This is a genomic window from Dyadobacter flavalbus (genome assembly GCF_006149045.1).
GTDB lineage: Bacteria > Bacteroidota > Bacteroidia > Cytophagales > Spirosomataceae > Dyadobacter > Dyadobacter flavalbus.
In genome coordinates, this window is the sequence record NZ_VBSN01000025.1 from 1 (window position 1) to 20,263 (window position 20,263).

Annotated in this window: 16 protein-coding genes, 1 tRNA gene and 1 riboswitch; of the genes, 9 read left to right on the forward strand and 8 right to left on the reverse strand. The window is 44.6% G+C overall.

Annotated elements, in window-relative coordinates; all coding sequences use genetic code 11:
* Nucleotides 1-353: 353 nt before the first annotated feature.
* From FEM33_RS26280 to FEM33_RS26625, 3 genes are all read left to right on the forward strand, one after another.
* On the forward strand, nt 354-524 hold the full coding sequence (locus FEM33_RS26280) for a hypothetical protein (RefSeq protein WP_161597066.1): 171 nt from the start codon (nt 354-356) through the stop codon (nt 522-524).
* 36 nt (nt 525-560) lie between these two features.
* Nucleotides 561-836 (forward strand): hypothetical protein, encoded by a 276-nt coding sequence (locus FEM33_RS26620; RefSeq protein WP_139010906.1) that lies wholly within the window; start codon nt 561-563, stop codon nt 834-836.
* 357 nt (nt 837-1,193) lie between these two features.
* Nucleotides 1,194-1,481, forward strand: a complete 288-nt coding sequence (locus FEM33_RS26625; RefSeq protein ID WP_161597067.1) for an integrase core domain-containing protein — start codon at nt 1,194-1,196, stop codon at nt 1,479-1,481.
* Between the two features lie 483 nt (nt 1,482-1,964).
* Here FEM33_RS26625 and FEM33_RS04460 read toward each other — a convergent pair.
* From FEM33_RS04460 to FEM33_RS04480, 5 genes are all read right to left on the reverse strand, one after another.
* A tRNA-Pro gene (locus FEM33_RS04460) sits at nt 1,965-2,038 on the reverse strand.
* 93 nt (nt 2,039-2,131) lie between these two features.
* Nucleotides 2,132-5,569: an efflux RND transporter permease subunit gene (locus FEM33_RS04465; RefSeq protein WP_139010908.1), complete on the reverse strand. Its 3,438-nt coding sequence runs from the start codon at nt 5,567-5,569 to the stop codon at nt 2,132-2,134.
* Nucleotides 5,570-5,669: 100 nt separating this feature from the next.
* Nucleotides 5,670-6,800 carry an efflux RND transporter periplasmic adaptor subunit gene (locus FEM33_RS04470; protein WP_139010909.1) on the reverse strand — a complete coding sequence of 377 codons (1,131 nt, stop codon included), beginning with the start codon at nt 6,798-6,800 and terminating at the stop codon, nt 5,670-5,672.
* Nucleotides 6,801-6,850: 50 nt separating this feature from the next.
* Nucleotides 6,851-8,218, reverse strand: a complete 1,368-nt coding sequence (locus FEM33_RS04475) for a TolC family protein (RefSeq protein WP_139010910.1) — start codon at nt 8,216-8,218, stop codon at nt 6,851-6,853.
* Nucleotides 8,208-8,834 carry a TetR/AcrR family transcriptional regulator gene (locus tag FEM33_RS04480; RefSeq protein WP_229214086.1) on the reverse strand — a complete coding sequence of 209 codons (627 nt, stop codon included), beginning with the start codon at nt 8,832-8,834 and terminating at the stop codon, nt 8,208-8,210. Before FEM33_RS04480 ends, FEM33_RS04475 begins: the two co-directional genes overlap by 11 nt.
* Before the next feature lie 602 nt (nt 8,835-9,436).
* On the opposite strand from FEM33_RS04480, the gene FEM33_RS04485 reads away from it, so the two are divergent.
* Together FEM33_RS04485 and FEM33_RS26825 are read left to right on the forward strand one after the other, a co-directional pair.
* Nucleotides 9,437-10,918, forward strand: coding sequence for a type III PLP-dependent enzyme domain-containing protein (locus FEM33_RS04485; protein WP_138283139.1), 1,482 nt, complete (start codon nt 9,437-9,439; stop codon nt 10,916-10,918).
* Between the two features lie 107 nt (nt 10,919-11,025).
* The gene (locus FEM33_RS26825) at nt 11,026-11,154 is read left to right on the forward strand and encodes a hypothetical protein (protein WP_262711959.1); all 129 of its coding nucleotides are present in this window, start codon (nt 11,026-11,028) and stop codon (nt 11,152-11,154) included.
* A 4-nt stretch (nt 11,155-11,158) separates the two neighbouring features.
* Here the strand turns inward: FEM33_RS26825 and FEM33_RS04490 are convergent, their stop codons facing one another.
* Genes FEM33_RS04490 through FEM33_RS04500 form a run of 3 tightly spaced genes read right to left on the reverse strand, consistent with a single transcriptional unit; the run spans nt 11,159 to nt 15,203 of the window.
* Nucleotides 11,159-11,683, reverse strand: coding sequence for a D-glycero-alpha-D-manno-heptose-1,7-bisphosphate 7-phosphatase (locus FEM33_RS04490; protein WP_139010912.1), 525 nt, complete (start codon nt 11,681-11,683; stop codon nt 11,159-11,161).
* A 16-nt stretch (nt 11,684-11,699) separates the two neighbouring features.
* The gene (gene hemE, locus FEM33_RS04495) at nt 11,700-12,725 is read right to left on the reverse strand and encodes a uroporphyrinogen decarboxylase (RefSeq protein ID WP_139010913.1); all 1,026 of its coding nucleotides are present in this window, start codon (nt 12,723-12,725) and stop codon (nt 11,700-11,702) included.
* Nucleotides 12,726-12,752: 27 nt separating this feature from the next.
* Complete coding sequence (locus tag FEM33_RS04500; protein WP_139010914.1) at nt 12,753-15,203, reverse strand: TonB-dependent receptor; 2,451 nt, start codon at nt 15,201-15,203, stop codon at nt 12,753-12,755.
* Nucleotides 15,204-15,264: 61 nt separating this feature from the next.
* Nucleotides 15,265-15,360, reverse strand: a riboswitch (TPP riboswitch).
* A 257-nt stretch (nt 15,361-15,617) separates the two neighbouring features.
* Between FEM33_RS04500 and rocD the strand changes: the two genes are divergently transcribed.
* The 4 genes from rocD to FEM33_RS04520 all read left to right on the forward strand — a co-directional run bounded on the left by rocD (nt 15,618) and on the right by FEM33_RS04520 (nt 20,230).
* Nucleotides 15,618-16,874, forward strand: a complete 1,257-nt coding sequence (gene rocD / locus FEM33_RS04505) for an ornithine--oxo-acid transaminase (protein ID WP_139010915.1) — start codon at nt 15,618-15,620, stop codon at nt 16,872-16,874.
* 2 nt (nt 16,875-16,876) lie between these two features.
* Nucleotides 16,877-18,271, forward strand: coding sequence for a S41 family peptidase (locus tag FEM33_RS04510; protein ID WP_139010916.1), 1,395 nt, complete (start codon nt 16,877-16,879; stop codon nt 18,269-18,271).
* A gap of 71 nt (nt 18,272-18,342) precedes the next feature.
* Nucleotides 18,343-18,597, forward strand: coding sequence for a GlsB/YeaQ/YmgE family stress response membrane protein (locus FEM33_RS04515; RefSeq protein ID WP_139010917.1), 255 nt, complete (start codon nt 18,343-18,345; stop codon nt 18,595-18,597).
* Nucleotides 18,598-18,709: 112 nt separating this feature from the next.
* A complete protein-coding gene (locus FEM33_RS04520) occupies nt 18,710-20,230 on the forward strand; it encodes a GH3 auxin-responsive promoter family protein (RefSeq protein ID WP_139010918.1) in 1,521 nt (506 codons plus the stop codon).
* Nucleotides 20,231-20,263 lie beyond the last annotated feature (33 nt).

A 20,263-nucleotide genomic window follows, 5' to 3' on the forward strand; every position in this document is an offset into this window, starting at 1 on the left:
TGGCATCCGGCAAGTGCAACGGCGTTTAGCAGCTTTGGATTTAAGTCAAGACGAGTTGATTACTTTGTTTTCAAACAGCTCTTTTTCAAATAGTTAATTGATTGTTGTATAGAAATAGCTTGACATTTATTCATAATAATATGTATATCAGTCTATTAAATGGACTGTCTAATAAGCCAAAAACCGGCGTGGTCAAGCGGCAGATTATTGGATTGTACAGATTGGGAATTTACACTTAACAATAAATCTTGGATGCTGCCAGGATTTCCCGTAACTTATTAAGATGCTGGAACCGTTACTATCAGCGATTCCGAAATCGGAAGTTTATTGTTAGAGCTAAAAAGTACGGCGGTATGAAACAAGCTAATACAAATGAGCTAGCATTGTTAAAGCGAAAACTGGTTGATATGGAGCAACATGCAAAGAAACTTGAACTGGGAAATCAGGCTTTGAATACTATAATCAATCTTGCTGAAGAACAATTCAAGATCCCAATTCGAAAAAAGTCTGGTCTCAAACAGTGACTCATTTAAGCATACAGAACCCTTTAGTGAGTATGCATGAACTCTGCGACCTGTCGCTTCGGCGATCCGATTGGGAAGAGCCGTCAGGCTTGGTATGATAAGCAGAAACAGCAAGATCAAACCACTTTTGAATATGAAATGCTTTTGGATGAACTACATTCAATCCGAAAGAACTTACCCAGGATTGGAGCTGAAAAGTTACACATAATGACTGCTTATTTCTGCCAGCAGCATGGCATTAAAGTTGGCCGTGACAAGTTCACCCTGCTGTTGAAAGAAATCTTTTGGTCCCACGTTGAACGCGGCGAGTAACTACGACAATTTCACATCATCACTACTTTAAGTATCCAAATTTAATCAAATGTCTGAAAGTTACTCGTCCTAATATGCTGTGGGTAAGCAATATCACTTACATACAAGTGCTTAACAGGTTCTCATATCTGAGCCTGATTATCGATGCTTATTCGCGGGAAATAGTGGTTGGTCACTAAGACCTAGTCTCTCGGTGGATGGTCCGGTGGCTGCTCTCAAGATGGCTTTGGCCCAGAGATCAACAAAAGGGAAAGAGAAATATTCCACCATCGCCCGGCGACCCGGTCTGACCGCGGCATACAGTATTGCTCAAAGCAATATACCAACCTTTTAATTGATAATGAGGTTGAAATAAGCATGACCAGCCAAGGTGAATCCAGTGAAAACCAAATTGCTGAGCGTATTAACCGGACTATCAAAGAAGAAATATTAGAGAACCGTAGCTTCCTCTCTCATCAGCAAGCTTTTCAGGAAATAGAAAAGGCTATTAAATCATATAATCAGCTCCGACCCCATTCAAGTTGTGATTATCTGACTCCGAAGCAAGCGCATCTGCGGGGAGGAAACTTGAGGAAGAAATGGCAGTTATCGAATCGACATTGTCATCGAAAAATACAAGTTGAAGAACTAGAGTTAGTAAATTAATTTATCATAGATCTGTCAAGAAAAATCAGGGCAGCTCCAATTTTTAAAATAGCTGTTTGGATGTTTAAAAGGCTTTATTTCGAGATTTGTAACTAACAATATTTTGTTATAAAAATATGTTATGATAAGCAGCCAGCTTCCAATTAGGAAACGGATTCGTTTTATGTCAATCTCGTCATTTTAGAGTAGTAATTTAAGTGGGTTGCTCCCTTCTGGGTAACTCTCCATTCGAAGATGAATAACAATCCAATTTCTTTTGGCAGCAAGTAATTCATTCTCTCATGCCAGAGGTTTGACGGTATCAGCTTGCTGCTGTTGAAGATACAAAGGAAAATCACGAAAAAGTTCTGCCTAAATTTTGAGGCAGACTCACCAATTCTGTCCATTGTGACCCAAGGAACCTGACCGAAAATGTTCGACTAATGTTCGACTAAACAAAAACAGGCTTTTAAGTTGTTACACTTAAAAGCCTGATAATCAATGTCGGGATGACAAGATTCGAACTTGCGACCCCTAGCACCCCATGCTAGTGCGCTACCGGGCTGCGCTACATCCCGAAATACCGGGTGCAAATGTATAAATCTTTTGGATTTATTGCCAACCACGTTTTGAAAAATGCTTCAAAATCGTGGTTGAGCACTCCATAAACCTTAAATGGTCTCACTTTGCCAGTTTGGATTTACAACTTCTTCATGCTTTTTCGTTTTTCTGAACCATTTGTCCCGTACGCGTTCGTTGACGTAATACATGCATGGAACCATTACGAGGGTAAGTACGGTGGAAAATGTTAAACCGAAAATAATCGTCCACGCAAGAATATTCCAGAAAACGGAACTCGGACCGCCTACAATGAGATCCGGTTCGAGATTGCGGAAAAGCCCTACGAAATCAACCGTGATGCCTAATGCCAACGGCACCAGACCAAGTACCGCCGCCGATGCCGTAAGCAATACCGGCGTAAGACGAATGGTTCCGCCTTCAATAATGGCTTCGCGCATCGGATACCCGCGTTCACGAAGTTCTTCAATGAACTCGATCAGCAGAATACCGTTTTTCACTACAATACCCGCCAAGGCAATGATACCAACGCCGGACATGATTACGGAAAAATCTTTATTGAATATAATAAATCCTAAAAGCACGCCGATAAGCGACAGGATAATGGTAAAGAAAATAATAAAAGGCTTTACGACGGAGTTAAACTGTGTCGCAAGAATCAGATAAATCAGCATGATTGCTGCGCCGAAAGCGGTGCCCAGAAATGCCATGGATTCATTCTGTTCTTCCTGCTCGCCGCCCATTTTGATCGTATAGCCGTTCGGGACTTCCATATCTTCAATCAAATTTTGTATCTGTCCTACGATTTCATTTGCATTATAGCCGGGAAGTACATCCGAGCCGAGCGTCACAATCCTTTGCTGGTCCTGACGGTTGATCTGGCTGAAGGTCGTGGAATAATGAACATTGGCAACAGAAGTAATCGGAACCTGTCGCAGTGCACCGCCCATATTCATATCGCGGTATACAACGTTCAGGCTTAACAGTTTTTCAATTTGTTCCCGGTCATTTTTTTCCAGTCTCACCATAATCGGATATTCATCTTTGTCATCGCGGAATTTGGAAACTTCAAGTCCGAAAAGCGCTGTTCTTACGGCAAGTGCAATCTGCTGCGAACTGATGCCTTCACGCTGGGCTTTTTCGCGGTCGATGTCAATGACAATTTCGGGCTTGTTTGTGACTAGGTCGGAACGCAGCTGATCAATTCCTTCAATTCCGGAATCCTGAACCCTTTTCAATACTGTCTTTTCCAGTTTCTGAAGAACAGTAAAGTCGTCACCTGAAATTTCAATGGAGATCGGCTTTCCGGTAGGAGGGCCCACAGCTTCTCTTTCTACGGATATTTCCGCTCCCGGAATTCCTGCAACGGCATCGCGTATTTTACGCAAAATAAGTTCCGAAGAACGTCCTCCTCTTTCCGTTCCGTAAACGAAAGCAACGGTTACTTTGGATTTGTGAGGTGTTGCGGCACGGTCGGGATTGTACGGATCTCCGGCATTTTTACCAACATTGGCAATGACGGAATTTACCATATCCATCGCTTTTTCTTTTTCAAGCACGTCAAAAACCCTTTTTTCTATGATTTTGGTAACCGAATCCGTGACGCGGGCATCCGTACCGATCGGGAGTTTGTTATACACATAAACATAATCCGGATCACCGCTTGGGAAGAAAAGTACCTTTGGCTGCACAATGCCGGTCAGAACGAAAGTGAAAACCAGCAGGACAATCATCAGGGCAATGGCACCCACAGGCCGCCATCCGCGCAAAAGCCAGTCGATCAGCTTGCGATAATTGTTTTTCAGTGCAGGCAGCAAACGATCCTGAAAAGGAACCAGAATACGCGGAGTAAGGACGTAATGATTGAAAATGTAAAGTGCCAGAATGAAAAGGAAGAAATTGCCCAGCCCGCGATCGATCAGATAACCGACGAGCGCCGCCACGCCGATGATGATCAAAGGCCGGCGTATGGATTTGAAACTGGTGTCATGTGCTTCTTTCTCATCATCATGCCGTCCCATAAACGAAACTGCAAAAACCGGATTCATTACATAGGCCACAAAGAGTGAAGCGCCCAGCGTTATAATCAATGTCAGCGGCATGAATTTCATAAACTCCCCGACAATCCCGGTCCAGAAAAGCAATGGGAAAAATGGTGCAATGGTTGTAAGCGTTCCGGAAAGTACAGGAATGAAAACTTCCCCCGCCGCAGCTTTTACAGCCTGCTGAATCGTCCAGTCTTTGTGCTGGTTAAAAAGCCGGTGCGTATTTTCAATTACCACAATGGCATCATCCACAACCAGCCCGATCCCGAGCAGAAAAGCAAAAAGTACAATGGTGTTCAGCGTAAATTCCGTTCCGACCATCGGGCCGATAATCGGCATCATTACAAAAGCAACAAGCGCGGAAAGCGGAACCGAAAGTCCGACAAATATGGCATCACGCACGCCCATGAAAAACATAAGCACCATCACCACAAAGATAAAACCAAGTACAACGGTATTGATCAGATCGTGCAGGTCGGCGCGGGTTTGTATGGACTGGTCGGCGGTAATCTTCACATCCAGTCCTGCGGGAAAACGGTCTTGTTTGTAATCGGCAATGACATTTTCAATTTTGTCCGCAGCGTCCACAAGGTTTTCGCCGGAGCGCTTGATGACGTTCAGGGTAATTACTGATTTATTGGCAAGACGGGCAAAATCCTGCTGTTCTTCAAAGTTGTCGGATACTTCGGCTACATCGCCCAATCGCACCGTTGCGCCTGTGGCGGTACGAATGCGGATATTTGCCATGTCGGCCACATTGGTATATTCTCCTTTTACACGCAAAGTTCTGCGGACGCCTTCCACATTCAGTTCACCACCGGAAATATTGATGTTTTCACCTTGCAAAGCGGTTTGTACATCGTAAAAAGTTAGTCCGGTGGATTTCATCCGGTCGAGGTTAACATTGATCTGGATTTCTCTGTTGAGTGCGCCCAGGATATCCACACGCGTAATTTCCGGCAGTGCTTCAATGCCGTCCTGCAAGTCTTCGGCATACTGTTTTAACTGCTTCAAAGAATAATTGCCGGCAATGTTTACGTTCATGATCGGAAATTCCGAAAAGTTGACATCCTGTGCCGTAGGGCCGGAATCCAGATTTTGCGGCAGATCCGTTTTTGCTTTGTCCACGGCATCGCGAACACGCTGAAGCGCCACTTCAACGGCAACATCCGGCGTAAATTCAACGAGGATTACCGAAACATCCTGAAGGGCATTGGACTTGATCTTTTTGACGCCGTTCAGCGATTTGAGCTGTTTTTCAATCGGTTTGTTAATTGTATTCTCGATATCTGCCGGAGCTGTTCCGAAGTAAACGGTATTGATGTAAATCTGCGGAATCTTGATGTCCGGGAACTGTTCCTTGGGCAGATTATTGTAAACCATGAAACCGGCCAGCGTAATGATGAACGTAAAGATGTAGATCGTCGTCCGGTTCTCTACGCACCAGTTGGTGAAGCCCAGGGTTTTATATTCGTGAAATTTCATAATTGTAGTATTGAATGAGTGAATGACAGCATGCGTGAACAGCAGTCTGATAAATTGACATTCATGGCAATTAATTTTTTAACCGGCCAACATGCAATGCTTAATAAACAATCGGCTGCCCGTCTGAAACTTCCTGATAGCCAAGCGTGATCAAATGGTCGCCCGCAGCCAGTCCGGAAAGTATTTCCACTTTTCCGTTATAGCTCAGGCCCGTTTTTACTTCTTTTGCCCGTGCTATCTTTTTGTTTCCTTCCGTTACCGCTACATACACCACATTTCCTTTTTCCGTACTCTGAACATAGTTCTGGTCAATGGCAAGCGCATTTTTACTTGTAGCGTCATTAATCTGCACCTGCGCCATCATGTTCGGCTTGATGCCTTTATCGGACGGAAGATTGGCTTCGATCGTGAATGTTCTCGAAAGCGGGTCAACGGCAGTGCTCACAAAGGAAATTTTTGCCTTGTACTCTTTATTCAGATCCGGAAATTTAACGATCACTTCATCGCCTTTTTTAACACTTGCGGCATAAGTATCCGAAACCTTGGCCATTACTTTCAGGTTGCTCAGGTTAACAACGCGGACAACGCCCATGCCCGGAGAAGCCATTTCGCCCACTTTTACATTCACCATGTCCACAACGCCGGACATCGGCGACACGATGCTGGTTTGTGCAAGCTGTGTGTTCAGCGTGCTTAGTCTTCTTTCCAGCGATTCCTTGTTGTTTTTGGCCTGAAGAAACTGCAGTTCGGTTCCTATCCGCTGGTCCCACAGGTTTTTCTGTTTTTCGTAAAGCGTATTGGCCAGTGTCAGCTGCGTTTTCAGTTCTTCAATGGATTCGGAAAGAATGCTGTTGTCAATCCGGCCGATAATGCTTCCTGCCTTTACGTAATCGCCTTCCTTCACATGCATGGCAACTACAACACCTCCGGATTTGGGCGTCACCATTACGTTGTTTTTGGCATCTACCGTTCCCTGAAGTTCTACATAATGACGGAACACCGCGGCGTCCAGCGTATCAATGGAAACCGGTTTTACCTTGGCTTCAACCGACTTTTTAGGATCAAGCTTGGCAATTTCAATTTCCAGCGCCTTGATCTTCTTTTCATTTTCAGCTCTTTCGGTTTTCAGCTTGGCGAGTTCTTCTTTTTTCCCTTCCAGCCCTTCTTTGTTTCCCGAGCACGATGCAAGCAAAATGGTTACGGCCGTAATAATAAGAATATGTCTTTTCATGATATTGGTAAGTAGCAGTTTCAAATTTTGTTTCCGTGTTAATGTGATGCTTATTTTTCCATGTAAAGTTCTCCGCGCGCCCTGCTCAGGTCTACTTTGGCGATCATGAGGTCATAAAGTGCTGTGAAGTAATTGGTTTGTGCTTCTTTCAGCGAAGATTCCGCATTGATTACTTCGATATTGGAGCCGACCCCTTCTTTGTATTTGATTTTTGAAACCCGCACAATCTCTTCGGCCAGCGTCAGGTTCCGTTTCTGCGTTTCCAGTGTGGCGAATGCGTTCTTGATGCTGATCAACGCCTGATTGGATTCAAGGTCAATCGATTGTTTCAGTAATGCCTGGCCATTTTTTACTTTGTCAATGGCTATTTTCTTTTGTTCTATCTGGTATCTTTTAGAAAAGCCGTCAAATATGGGGATGTTGACATTCAAGCTTAAAACCGAGTTGTTAAACCATTTGGAACCGAAGAGATCGGTAAAGCTGTCACGTCCGTTGTTGTGTCCGTAACCGACGGATGCGCTTACTGTCGGCAAATAGCCGCTCCGCACATTTCGCAAATCCAGTCCGGCAAGTTTTTCCTGCGTGTTCAACAGCGAATATTCTATCCTGTTTTCATAAGTCGGGTTGAACTGGGCTGTAATGGTTTTGAGCGAATCAATGTTTACTCCATTGATATCGTCCGTCAGTTTTATAGGTTCCTCCGCCGGCATTCCCATCTGATATTTGAGCAATGCATAACTCAGCTCAATCAGGTTCTGGACCTTCTGTCGTTCGGTCAGCAGATTGTTGATCTGTACTTCAAGCCGGTTTACATCCAGCAATTCCACAAAACCGCTTACATTCATTGCCTTTGTTTCCCGCATCAGCGAATCCACCCGGCTTATGTTCAGGTCCAGTAACTTAGCACGTTCTTCGGCAACCTGCGCTGAATAGTAGGCCTTCGTTACAGCTTCGGCAACCGATACCTTGGACTGTGTAATATTTTTCTGCGCCAGTTCCCGGTACGTTGCTGCTGCTTTCAGCCCGATAAAATAGGATCCGTTGAAAATAAGCTGGTTTAAGGTTGCGGCTGCCGTACCCATGTATCTTACGCCAAACTTAAGTGCAACCGGCGGCGCATCCGCTGCTGCATTCGGGTCGGCAAAGTTTGCGGGAAGGAAAAAACGCTGAATGATAAGGTTATCTGTAAAATTGAAATTGGCTGCAACTTGCGGCAAACCCGCAGAACGGACTTCGCCAATGCGCGCTTCAGCAGAAATGGCATCAAGCTGCGTATTCTTGATATTGAGATTGTGCTTGATTGCATAATCCACCGCTTCCTGAAGAGAGAAATTGCTGTCCTGCGCATAAAGCGGTACAAAACTTAATAACATGGCAAGCAGTGACAAACTGCCGCGGAGTAATAGATTATTTTTCATGGATATTGATTTCAATTGCTGATTTGTCTTTTATGGTGTTGTAATATTCAAATCCTTTTTCTGATAAAATTCCCCTCAGAAAATGCAGCAGAAACTGCATCTGAATGTGCATCATGTTAAAATTCCGAACCGGAAAAATCGTCGGGTCAAAGGCCATGACGGTCTGTTCAATGCGGAGCAGTGAGAAAACCTCCACATCAATATCCGGGCGGTAAAATCCCTGTTTTATTCCTTCTTTAAGGTTGTCCTGAATGTTTTTGATCAGATGTTCCTTTTTGTAGGACTGAAACAGGTTCCATGCTTTCGGATAATACTTTTTAAGGTCATAAAGCAATGTCGGATTCATGTTGGCAAGTGCATCTCTCATCTGGCCGGAAGCATAAATGATTTGTTCAATCGGGTTCGCTGCTAATTCATCCAGTTTCTGCATTTCACATTTCTGTGAAGTAATTTCTTCTTCAATAACCTGTGCAAGAATGGCTTCCTTATCAGAAAAATGCTGATAAATGGTTCTTTTGGAAATGCCCAGATCCCGGGCAATATCATCCATTGTAACGCTCTTGATGCCATAGCGCCAGAAAAGATTGAGGGCAGATTTCAGTATTCGTTCTTTCACAAGGCAAATTTGTAATTTTCAGCAGATTAAAACTAAGAAAACTTTATAAATGCTCAAAGTTTTCTGATGAACGGTTTTTACTGCCGGAAAACACATTCAGGTCAGGCTGTACTGCCGGGTCCGGACGATGATTGCATGGTAAATTGTTTATCGATTATTGTGAAACAGGACCAGATTTCCGGAATGTCGGTTTCCTTGGAAATTAAATATTTGTTAAATTTTAATGTCGGAAACAGAACCCGGAACCCGCAATCAGACAAGCATCAAGTAACCGGCATTTGGCAGTATGCTTATTTGATGATGTGAAAATACCGGCGCATAGGCATGTACGTCAACTTAAAATATACGGACGTCGTTATTTGTAGTATAAACCCGTCAAATACCCCGATAAATTGTTTAATAACGGGGAATGATTTAGTAGGAATCAATGTTTGGAAATAACACATATTCTGATCAAATTTCGGGTCTTTTAGCTTGTTTGTTCAGCTATCTGTCAATGCTTTTGCAGAAAGCCGGGCGCTGTTAAGAAGTTCGAAAAATCGAATACCGGGTTCCTATTATTAACTTACAATTCACTAATTGCCATCGCTACAAACAAATCAATGAAAAGCTACATTGACCTGATTCAGCAGACGTTCGAATTTCCTACAATGGAATTTAATGTTGATAATAATGAGTTGCTGTTCAACAATGTACCACTGATGGATATCATCAAAGAACATGGTACGCCGTTAAAAATAAATTATCTGCCCAAGATCGGCGAGCATATCGAGAACGCGAATATGTTTTTCCGGAATGCTTTCAAAAGGCATAATTATAAAGGAAGCTACACATACTGTTACTGTACAAAATCTTCCCACTTCAGTTTTGTGCTGGAAGAAGCATTAAAGCATAACATACACCTTGAAACTTCTTCGTCTTTTGATATTCCGATCATCCGCGAGCTTTACCGTCGGGGAAAAGTTACGAAATCGACTTACATCCTTGCAAACGGTTACAAGCTGCCGCGTTACACGCAGTATCTCAGCGAACTGATCAACGAAGGGTTCAATGTTGTCCCGATCCTGGATAACCTGAAAGAAATCGAATCGTACGAGCAGCAGGTTACTGCAGATACGGTCAATTTCGGAATGCGGATCGCGACGGACGAAGAACCGAACTTTGCATTTTATACTTCCCGGCTGGGCATTCGCTATAATGATGTTCAGCAGTTATATAAGGAGAAAATTGAACCGAATCCGAGGTTCAAGCTTAAAATGCTGCATTTCTTTATCAATACGGGTATAAAAGACAGCGCCTATTACTGGAGTGAACTGACCCGGTTTATGTTCAAATACTGCGAAATGCAGAAAATTTGTCCTGAACTGGATTCCATCGACATCGGCGGCGGTCTTCCGATCCAGACTTCCTTGCAGTCGGGTTACGATTATCAGCAGATGATTGATGAAATCATTGAAAATATACAATGGATCTGCAACAAGAACAACGTTCCTGTGCCGCATATCTTTACCGAATTCGGAAGTTATACAGTCGGCGAAAGCGGAGCTGTTATTTATGAAATCATCGACAAGAAACTTCAGAATGACAAAGAGCTCTGGTACATGATCAACGGATCATTTATCACGCAGCTTCCGGATTCGTGGGGCATGAATCAGAAATACATTATGCTGCCGATCAACAATTGGGACAATCCTTACCAAAAGGTTAATCTCGGCGGGCTGACGTGCGATTCACAGGATTTTTACAACAGTGAAATGCACAGCGCAGACTTGTACATGCCTATTTTTGAAGAAGAAAATGAAAAGCAGTACATCGGCTTTTTTCATACCGGTGCATACCAGGAATCACTGGGCGGATACGGTGGTATCCAGCATTGCCTGATTCCCGCTCCGAAGCACGTGCTTGTTGAAAGAAACGAGGACGGAAAGCTGACGACACGGGTTTTTGCCCAGGAACAGAACAGCGATTCCATGCTCAGGATTCTGGGCTTCAAGGATGAATCCTATACTTCGCCGGAAGTTAAAAATGAACATGAAAGCCAGCCTGTAGAAGTAGAAAGTGAACTGGCCGAAACAAAAATATGATGTTTGATATAAACTTCTTTGGGTGAGTACGTTATTAGCAGTAATAAAGCTCATCCAAAGAATTTATTTTTTATACTTTTGCAATAGAAACTATACAAACAGGAAAAATGAAAAAAGTGATTATGCTTCTTGCTGTCTGCGGAACTCTGGCTGCTGCCTCCTGCACCAAACATGCCTGCCCCGCTTACGGATCAACTCAAAAGACTGTTCAGCCTTCCGTTTCGGAAAAAGCCTGATTTTCTAATATCCAAGAATAATATGGGCTGCCTCCAGTAAATCGGCAGCCGTATAATCCTCTTCCGAAGTTTTGCTTTCGGAAGTGATGTGTATCGTTTTTACGCCTGCTTTTCTTCCGGCTTTCATATCACGGTTGTGATCGCCAACCATCCAGGACTGGTCGGGATCAATGTTGTATTTTGCCATGGCTTTTTCAAGCATGAGCGAATCGGGCTTTCTGGAAAGTGAATTTCCGGAATAATCCTGATGAAAGGGGGAGAAGTAAATATCATCGAGCATTCCTCCCGAAGCCAGCTGCATTTGTTTATGAATTTCCAGTACATTGTCTGCGCTGTATAATCCCTTTGCAATTCCGGCCTGATTGGTAATGACAATCAGAAGATAACCTGCTTTTTTCAATAACTGAAGTGCTTCGGCAACGCCTTCGGGAATAACAAGATCGTCCAGATTATAAACATAATTCGGACGATCTACATTCAATACGCCGTCACGATCCAGGAAAACACATTTTGTTTTGGTAACTGACATAACGTGTTAAAAAGGATCAGCAGGAATATTCTTTAACGGATTCAATAAAGCAGCGTACTTTGTCGGGATCGGTATCCGGATAAACGCCGTGGCCCAAATTGGCGATGTAACGCTGCGTACCAAACTGGTTCAGCATCTTTTTTACCTCTGCTTTTATCTGATCATAAGAAGAATAAAGTACGCATGGATCCAAATTTCCCTGCAATGTTTTATTCGGAATGATTGCCCGTGATTCTGCCGGGTCCATGTTCCAGTCCAGCCCTACGACTGAGCAGCGCAGTTCACTGATTTCTTTGCGGGCAAAGAATGCGCCTTTTGCAAAAACGGTCACCGGCACTTCGGTAATCGCATTGCATATCTGCTCGATATAAGGCAGCGAAAAAGTCCGGTACTGTTCCGGAGAAAGAATCCCGGCCCACGAATCAAATATTTGTACAAGATCGGCACCGGCTGCAATCTGCGCCTTCAGATAGGCAATGGTGCTGTCAGTAATTTTCTGAAGCAGCAAATGCGAAAATTCAGGATCGGCGTAAAGGTGCTTTTTAGCTACCGAAAACGTTTTGGAACCTTTGCCTTCCGTCATATAACAGAAAATAGTAAAAGGCGCTCCGGCAAAACCAATCAGCGGAACCCTGTTTTCCAGACCGGCTTTTGTCAGTTTAATGGCATCCAGCACGTATTTCAGATCCGTTTCCGGCTCGGCGACATGCAGTTTATTCAAATCTTCGACAGTATGTACCGTGGCAGGAAAAACCGGACCGCGCTGCTCGATCATTTCGTACGGCAAACCCATGGCTTCCGGAATAACCAGAATATCTGAAAATATAATGGCCGCGTCCACGCCCAGCAAATCCACCGGCTGCAATGTGACTTCTGCGGCCATTTCCGGCGTAGTCGCCAACGCAATAAAACTTCCTGCTTTTTCGCGTACTGCCCTGTACTCAGCCAGAATACGTCCGGCCTGACGCATCATCCATACCGGCGTGCGTTCCGTTTTTTCTCCGCGTGCTGCCCTCAGCAAAAGATCATTTTTCAATTCCATGAGGCAAAGTTAGGCAGAAAGTATATATCAAAACCTAAAATTCACCCCGGCCAGAAAGTTTCTTCCTGCCTGCGGAAAGTAAAAGTTTTCCTGCGTCAGTACGCCACCTGCAAAATAGCCGTACGTATAACCATTTGATTCGTAGCGTTCGTTCAGGATATTATTCACCAGCAGATTAAAGGAAATCTCTCTTGTCCAGCGTGGTTTTACAGTCCACGAAAGACGGATATCATTGGTAAAATAAGCATTCAGTTTCCTGGTTTCCGTTGAAGTATTGTCAAGATATTGCTTTCCTACGTACTTCGACAATAATGCCAGTTCAACATTTTTACGGAGTATGTAAGTAAACTGGCTTCCGGCAATTACATTGGGCGAAAAGGAAATATCCGATTTTCCGTGATTTACAGTATTATAGCCGCCGGTATCATAATTTACAATGTACTCGGTAAAGTTGTTGATCTTGTTCCGGCTGAACGTGGCGTTTACATTCCATTTCAGAAATCGGTTGAAAGCGACGGCTCCTTCCAGTTCTATGCCCGTTCTGTAACTTTTCGGGACATTCACGCGTACCGAATTGCCGACATCATTGATTTGTCCTGTAAGTACGAGCTGGTTTTTGTAATGCATCAGATAATAATTTGCTGCAAAAGCCCATTTGCCGCTTTGCGTCCGGAAACCTGCTTCTACATTCTGCATTTGTTCACTTTTCGGAAAAAGTCCCGCTGTTGAAGATGTAAAGTCATCCCGGTTTGGTTCGCGGTTTCCGATGCTGTAAGAAGCGTAAACCGAGCTTTGTTCTGCTATTTTGTACGTCAGTCCGGCTTTTGGATTAAAGAAATTGTAGGATTCGTCAAACGCAAGCTGGACAAGATCGTTATCCATTCCGCTGATATTATGACTTACATTTCTGAACTGCATATCCGCAAATGCATTCAGTTTTTCGCTAAACTGATAATAGAGTTTTCCGTAGATGTTAAAATCCTTTTTGATGCCCTTGCTGTAATAATACGGATGCTCATTTTCAATAGAACCGGCATTGCGCGCCCATATAATGCGGCCGTAATGATCGCCGTCGTACTTGTTCCAGCCGCCGCCAATGCTCGCCGTCAGCTTTTTGAAGCTGTTGAAATCCAGTGAAAAAGTGCTTCCGTAAAAGTAATTGTCGAGCCAGCGACGGCGTATAAGATCCGTGCGGGTGAGCGTGTCGCCGCCGATTACCGGATTAGGCAAATTATAATTGCTGTATTTGTCCTGCGTGCGGTATTGTTCGTAATAGCCAAGCCCGCGTACCAGAAATCCGTTCAGGTTAAAAATCCATTTGTCGCTCAGATTATGAGAAGAAACAATTTGGTAATGATCCTGGCGGTAATTGTCCGTTTCGTTTTTGTACGTATAGGAATTGTAAGTCCGGTTGTCGGAATTCAGCAGGTTTTCGGCATCTTTTTCGCTTAGTCCGTTCCGCTCAATATAGCTCAGGATTCCTGCGCGGTCGCCCCGGAGTTTGGCTTCGGGAACGCCATTCCAGGATTGGTACGTTTTTTCATTTCCTGAAAATACATTCACCCTTACAAAACTTTTTTTACCAAAATAGCCGCCGGATAAATAATACGAATGCAGCTCGGAAGAAGCGCGGTCCACGTAGCCGTCGGAGGAAACGCGCGACAGCCGGGCATCAAAAGTGAATTTGTCTTTTATTAAACCCGAACCGAGTTTCAGCGTATTTTTAAACGTGTTGAAAGAGCCGAAAGAATTGTTCAGTTCTGCATAAGCCTCTTGCCGGAAAGCATTGGTGCTGATGTTGACCGTTGCACCGAAAGAGCCCGCTCCGTTTGTAGAAGTTCCTACGCCGCGCTGGATCTGGATGCTGCTGACCGAAGACGCAAAGTCCGGCATATTGACCCAGAAAACACCCTGACTTTCAGCATCGTTGTACGGAATGCCGTTTACCGTTACATTAATCCGTGTGGCATCCGAACCGCGTATCCGGATTCCGGTATAGCCCACGCCGCCGCCGGCATCGCTTGTGCTGACAAGCGAAGGCGTAAAGTTGAGCAGTACGGGCAAATCCTGGCCAAGGTTCTGTTTGTCAATGGCTGCTGCATTCACGTTCGTGTAAGCCATAGCGGCTTTGTCGTTGACACGCGTTGCATTGATGATGACTTCGTCGGCCTGATAAGTACTTTTGTTCAGCCGGATGTCCAGGGAGCCGGCATTGTTTACGGGAATTTTTACCGACTGATAACCAATATAGGAAACATCCAGTACTGCAATATTTTCGGAAATGTTCCTGAGCGTGAACTTGCCGTCTTTGTCGGTAGTAACACCACGGATTTCTCCTGCTTTTACGGTAGCTCCGGGCAATGGTTTTCCATCTTCGGCATCACTGACACGCCCGGATAAAGTAGTTTGGGCAAAAGATAAAGTAATAGAGAACAAGCTGGTCAACAGCATCAGCAGACAGGTCGTAACGTTTCGCATTGCGATAAGAATAAGTCACGAACAGGCAAGGGGCCACCTATCCTTAAGATAAATAAATAGTTAAAATGAAATTTTCTCTTCCTACGCCGGCATTACCCGGATCAGGTATTATGGGTATGATCTCAGCCCGTTTGGTAGGGCACCCCTTTGAGATTACGATGCAAAGCTAATGCACATCAACCGATGATTCAACAGAAATCGGATTTAAATAAAAAACAACCGTTCACTAAATGGTGAACAGCCCGTTTATATCAGGCTTTTGACTATTTTTACATAAATAATCGGTTCAAGTCAGTTTGAATTAAATGTTTTTACAAACGGCTTTATACCAATCATTTGTTTGCCTAAAAGCCAAAAGCTGATTGCTGAAAGCTTCTTAAATAGAATTATACAAGTTTACTCGCCGAAATCGCAATGGACGTCTACGCAGACACGCTGGAACATCGTGTTACACAACAAGCAATAGAACTGGAATATAAATTCGGAGCACACAATTACAAACCGATGCCCGTGGTGCTGACTAGGGGTCAGGGTGTTTATGTATGGGATGCGGAAGGAAAGCAGTATTTTGATTTTTTATCTGCATACAGCGCTGTAAGCCAAGGACATTGTCATCCGCATATTGTCAATGCATTGATCGAACAGGCTCAAAAACTTACTTTGACGTCCCGCGCCTTTTATAACGACAGGCTTGGTGAATGCGAGAAGTTCCTTTGTGAGTATTTTGGCTACGACAAGGTTCTGATGATGAATTCCGGTGTGGAAGGCGGCGAGACGGCTTTGAAGCTGACCAGGAAATGGGCGTATAAAGTTAAGGGTATCAAACCTGACCATGCCAGAATGCTTTTTGCATCCGGCAATTTCTGGGGAAGGACCCTGGCTGCCATTTCTGCTTCAACAGACCCGTCGAGCACGAATGATTACGGCCCGTTCCTGCCGGGTTTTCAGATTATTCCTTATGATGATCTGAATGCACTGGAGGAAGTTCTGAGCCAGGACCCGAATGTGGCCGGTTTTATGGTGGAACCGATTCAGGGCGAAGCCGGCGTTGTCGTTCCCAAAGAAGGATACCTGAAAGGCGTGCGGGAATTGTGTACAAAATACAATGTACTTTTTATCGCAGACGAAGTGCAGACCGGCATCGGGCGCACCGGAAAGCGATTGGCATGCGATTGGGAAAATGTAAAACCGGACATTCTGGTGCTGGGAAAAGCATTGTCCGGCGGTACGATGCCCGTTTCTGCTGCATTTGCAAACGATGAAATCATGCTCACGATCGCTCCCGGGGAACACGGCTCCACTTACGGCGGAAACCCGCTGGCCTGTGCCGTTACAATTGCCGCGCTGGAAGTAGTACAAAATGAAAATCTTGCCGAAAACGCCGAGAAAATGGGCCGGCTGTTCAGGAGCAGGATGGCCGATCTGCAGAAACGGTGTGATTTGATCGATATCATAAGAGGCAAGGGCCTTTTGAATGCCATTGTAATCAGTGGCTCGGAGGAAAGCGACACGGCCATGAAACTCTGTTACAAAATGATGGACAAAGGGCTGCTTTGCAAGCCTACGCATGGTAACAAAATCCGCTTTGCGCCGCCACTGACAATCAGTGAAGAACAAATGAACAGTGCATGCAATATCATTGAAGAAGCATTTCTGGAAATCAACACATAACTATGAAAATGAAACTGTTCCTGCCGTTTATCGTACTTGCCGCCTTGCTTGCCGCCTGTGACAAAACCGTTGAACCCGCCTCCGATACCGAGACCAAGCACTGGGTTTACGACCAGATGAAAAGCTGGTATTACTGGAATGACCAGATTACCATGCAGCCGGATTATACCAAAGACGTCAAGAGCCTTTTTGAATCGCTTTTATACAAATACGATGCAACGCTGCGTCCGCAGGGCGACCGCTTTTCTGTAATCCGCGAAAGTGCCGACGAACTTGTTGCTTCCCTGAACGGCGAGTCAAAAACAACGGGAATGGAGTATAAACTGAATTATTATCCGTCCGGGACTACCAATGTGATCGGAGTTGTATTTTATGTTCTGCCGGGTTCGCCCGCTGCAAAGGCAGGTTTTGCAAGAGGCGATATTTTCAGCAGTGTAAACGGCCAGAAACTGACCGGCTCCAATTACAGCCAGTTACTGAATACTGAAGACAAGCGTACATATACGCTGGCTAAAATCAACAAGGACGGAGCACTGGAAGAAGGAACTGTAACCCGCGAAGTAACGCCGATCGTATTTCAGGAAGATCCTGTTTATTTTGATACGCTGTTTACTTATGGCGATAAAAGGATCGGCTATGTCGTTTATCATCAGTTTATCCCCGGACCAAACAGTAATTCAGACAGCAAGCAGTACGACAAGAAACTGGATGCAATATTCGGGTCTTTCAAGGAAAAAAATGTGAATGCGCTTATTGTTGACCTGCGTTACAATCCGGGCGGCTACGTTTCTTCGGCCACAAACCTGGCAAGCCTGATCGCAAAAGCGACTTCCAATGATGTATTTTACTATAAAGAATACAATCCGCAGATTACAGAAATAAACCGCAAGAAATACGGGGAAACTTTCTTTTACGACAAATTTTTGAGTAAAAGCCAGAATATCGGGTCCAGCCTCAATGATCTTGTTTTGCTTACCTCGTCCCGTTCCGCTTCGGCCAGCGAACTGCTCATCAACGGATTGAAGCCTTTTATGAAAGTTACATTGGTCGGGGACAAAACATATGGCAAAAACGTCGGTTCCATAACAATCAGCGGCGCCGATAAAGGTATCAAATGGGGAATGCAGCCGATTGTGTCCAAATCACTGAACAGCCTGCGCCAGTCGGATTATTACACAGGCTTCAAGCCGGATGTGGAAGTAAAGGAAGGCATTACGCTTTACCCTTACGGCAACCCGAAAGACCCTTTACTCGGCGAAGCATTGTTCCAGATCACCGGAATGCATGTGGCGCGGAAAGCTGCTGTGACGAGGGTTGTTGAAGAAAGTGAAGGGAAAGAACTTGTTTCAACCATTGAGAAGAAGGCAGGCGGAAGCAATATGTTCCATGATAAATAAGTAACCGTACAGGCATAGTTTTTATATATGTGATTCTATACGTTCACATTATTTAATCTAAACTAAGCATTATGGGAATTTTAACATGGATTATTGTCGGTCTTGTGGCTGGCGCCATTGCCAAAGCAATTCACCCGGGAAAAGATCCGGGCGGCTTTATCGTAACGATCCTGATCGGTATTGTAGGTGCTGTAATCGGCGGCTGGATATCTTCGGCGCTGGGTTACGGTACAGTTGACGGATTCAACATCGGCAGTCTTTTTATTGCAGTTCTGGGCGCTGTCATCCTTCTGTTTGTTTACAGGAAACTTAGTACCCGATCATAAAGGATTTCACTTGCAAGGTATGGTGAGGGAAACAGCTCAAAACTGTACTCTCACCATTTTTATTGCTAATTTTACAATGTTGCCACTGAGAATTCCTAACTACTGAAACGATATGAAGCTGGTTAATAATATGACTGTCTGGTTTTTAAAGCGCCGCTTTGAAAGGATTGAGCAGTTTATGAAATACCCGATTGAAACCCAGCAGCGCATTTTTTCCGAGTTGATAGAAACCGCCCGCTATACGGAATGGGGCAGCCGATACAATTACGGCCAGATCAAATCCATAAAAGAATTTCAGGATCAGGTGCCGGTCTCTACTTACGAGGAACTTTATCCATATATCGAACGCGTGCTGAAAGGCGAACCGAACGTCATGTGGCCTTCACAGATCGAATGGTTTTCAAAATCGTCCGGAACAACGAATGCAAGAAGTAAATTTTTGCCCGTTTCGCCCGAAGCACTTGAAGAATGTCATTATGAAGGCGGAAAGGACATGATGACGCTGCTCATCCACAACCGTCCGGATACAAACGTCTTCGACGGCAAAGGTTTGTCCATTGGCGGAACCTTGCATGCCAACCCGTTTGATGATTATACCCAGGTTGGTGACGTTTCGGCTGTTATTATGCAGAATCTTCCATCGTGGGCCGAATTCATGCGCACGCCGCCGCTGGATGTGGCCCTTATGGATCACTGGGAAAGCAAGCTGGAAAAGATGGCTTCCATCTGTTCGCAGGAAAATGTAACCAGTATTCTGGGCGTCCCGACCTGGACCATTGTGCTGATGGATCAGATTCTGGAACTGACAGGTAAAAAGAATATGCTGGAAGTATGGCCTGATTTTGAGGCTTTTATCCACGGGGCTGTTTCCTTTGAGCCTTACCGTGATTTGTTCATGAGCAAGTATTTTCCATCGGATCAGGTGATGTACCTGGAAACTTACAGCGCATCGGAAGGTTTTTTCGCCATTCAGGACGATGTCAGCAGAGTTGGGGAAATGCTGCTGATGCTGGATTACGGTATTTTCTATGAATTTATTCCGGTGGATGAAGTTGGCAAGAAACATCCGAAGGCTTTGCTGCTGGATGAAGTGGAGGTCGGAAAAAATTATGCGCTTGTCATATCCACCAATGCAGGATTATGGCGTTATCTGATCGGTGATACCGTTAAATTTACGTCAAAGTATCCGTTCAGACTGAAAGTAAGCGGGCGTACAAAGCATTTTATCAATGCATTCGGAGAGGAAGTGATCGTGGAAAATGCAGATTATGCCATCAAAGCAGCTACACAGCAAACCAGTTCGCTGGTTGTTAATTACACTGCCGGCCCCGTTTATATGGGCGACGGTTCCCGCGGCCGGCACGAATGGATTATCGAATTTACAACAGAACCTGAAGACAGGAATGAATTTGTGAATATCCTCGATGCGGCATTAAGGGAAGTAAACTCCGATTATGATGCCAAGCGGTATAAAGATATGGCCCTTTTGCCTCCGCTCGTCCATTTTGTCCCTGCCGGAACTTTTTACGCCTGGATGGGAAAACGGCATAAACTTGGCGGTCAGAACAAGGTTCCGAGGCTCAGCAACAGCCGGGAATATCTGGACGATCTGCTGGAAGATATCGCCGGCTGACCGTTTTACTTTTCTGCATTTCTAGCCGCATGC

Coding starts and splice junctions, on each gene's coding strand:
- FEM33_RS26625 (WP_161597067.1), top strand. CDS start 1,194: ATGACCAGCCAAGGTGAATCCAGTGAAAACCAAATTGCTGAGCGTATT.
- FEM33_RS04510 (WP_139010916.1), top strand. CDS start 16,877: ATGAAAATGAAACTGTTCCTGCCGTTTATCGTACTTGCCGCCTTGCTT.
- rocD (WP_139010915.1), top strand. CDS start 15,618: ATGGACGTCTACGCAGACACGCTGGAACATCGTGTTACACAACAAGCA.
- hemE (WP_139010913.1), bottom strand. CDS start 12,725: ATGGAATTGAAAAATGATCTTTTGCTGAGGGCAGCACGCGGAGAAAAA.
- FEM33_RS26620 (WP_139010906.1), top strand. CDS start 561: ATGAACTCTGCGACCTGTCGCTTCGGCGATCCGATTGGGAAGAGCCGT.
- FEM33_RS26825 (WP_262711959.1), top strand. CDS start 11,026: ATGAAAAAAGTGATTATGCTTCTTGCTGTCTGCGGAACTCTGGCTGCT.
- FEM33_RS26280 (WP_161597066.1), top strand. CDS start 354: ATGAAACAAGCTAATACAAATGAGCTAGCATTGTTAAAGCGAAAACTG.
- FEM33_RS04515 (WP_139010917.1), top strand. CDS start 18,343: ATGGGAATTTTAACATGGATTATTGTCGGTCTTGTGGCTGGCGCCATT.
- FEM33_RS04465 (WP_139010908.1), bottom strand. CDS start 5,569: ATGAAATTTCACGAATATAAAACCCTGGGCTTCACCAACTGGTGCGTA.
- FEM33_RS04485 (WP_138283139.1), top strand. CDS start 9,437: ATGAAAAGCTACATTGACCTGATTCAGCAGACGTTCGAATTTCCTACA.
- FEM33_RS04470 (WP_139010909.1), bottom strand. CDS start 6,800: ATGAAAAGACATATTCTTATTATTACGGCCGTAACCATTTTGCTTGCA.
- FEM33_RS04490 (WP_139010912.1), bottom strand. CDS start 11,683: ATGTCAGTTACCAAAACAAAATGTGTTTTCCTGGATCGTGACGGCGTA.
- FEM33_RS04500 (WP_139010914.1), bottom strand. CDS start 15,203: ATGCGAAACGTTACGACCTGTCTGCTGATGCTGTTGACCAGCTTGTTC.
- FEM33_RS04475 (WP_139010910.1), bottom strand. CDS start 8,218: ATGAAAAATAATCTATTACTCCGCGGCAGTTTGTCACTGCTTGCCATG.
- FEM33_RS04520 (WP_139010918.1), top strand. CDS start 18,710: ATGAAGCTGGTTAATAATATGACTGTCTGGTTTTTAAAGCGCCGCTTT.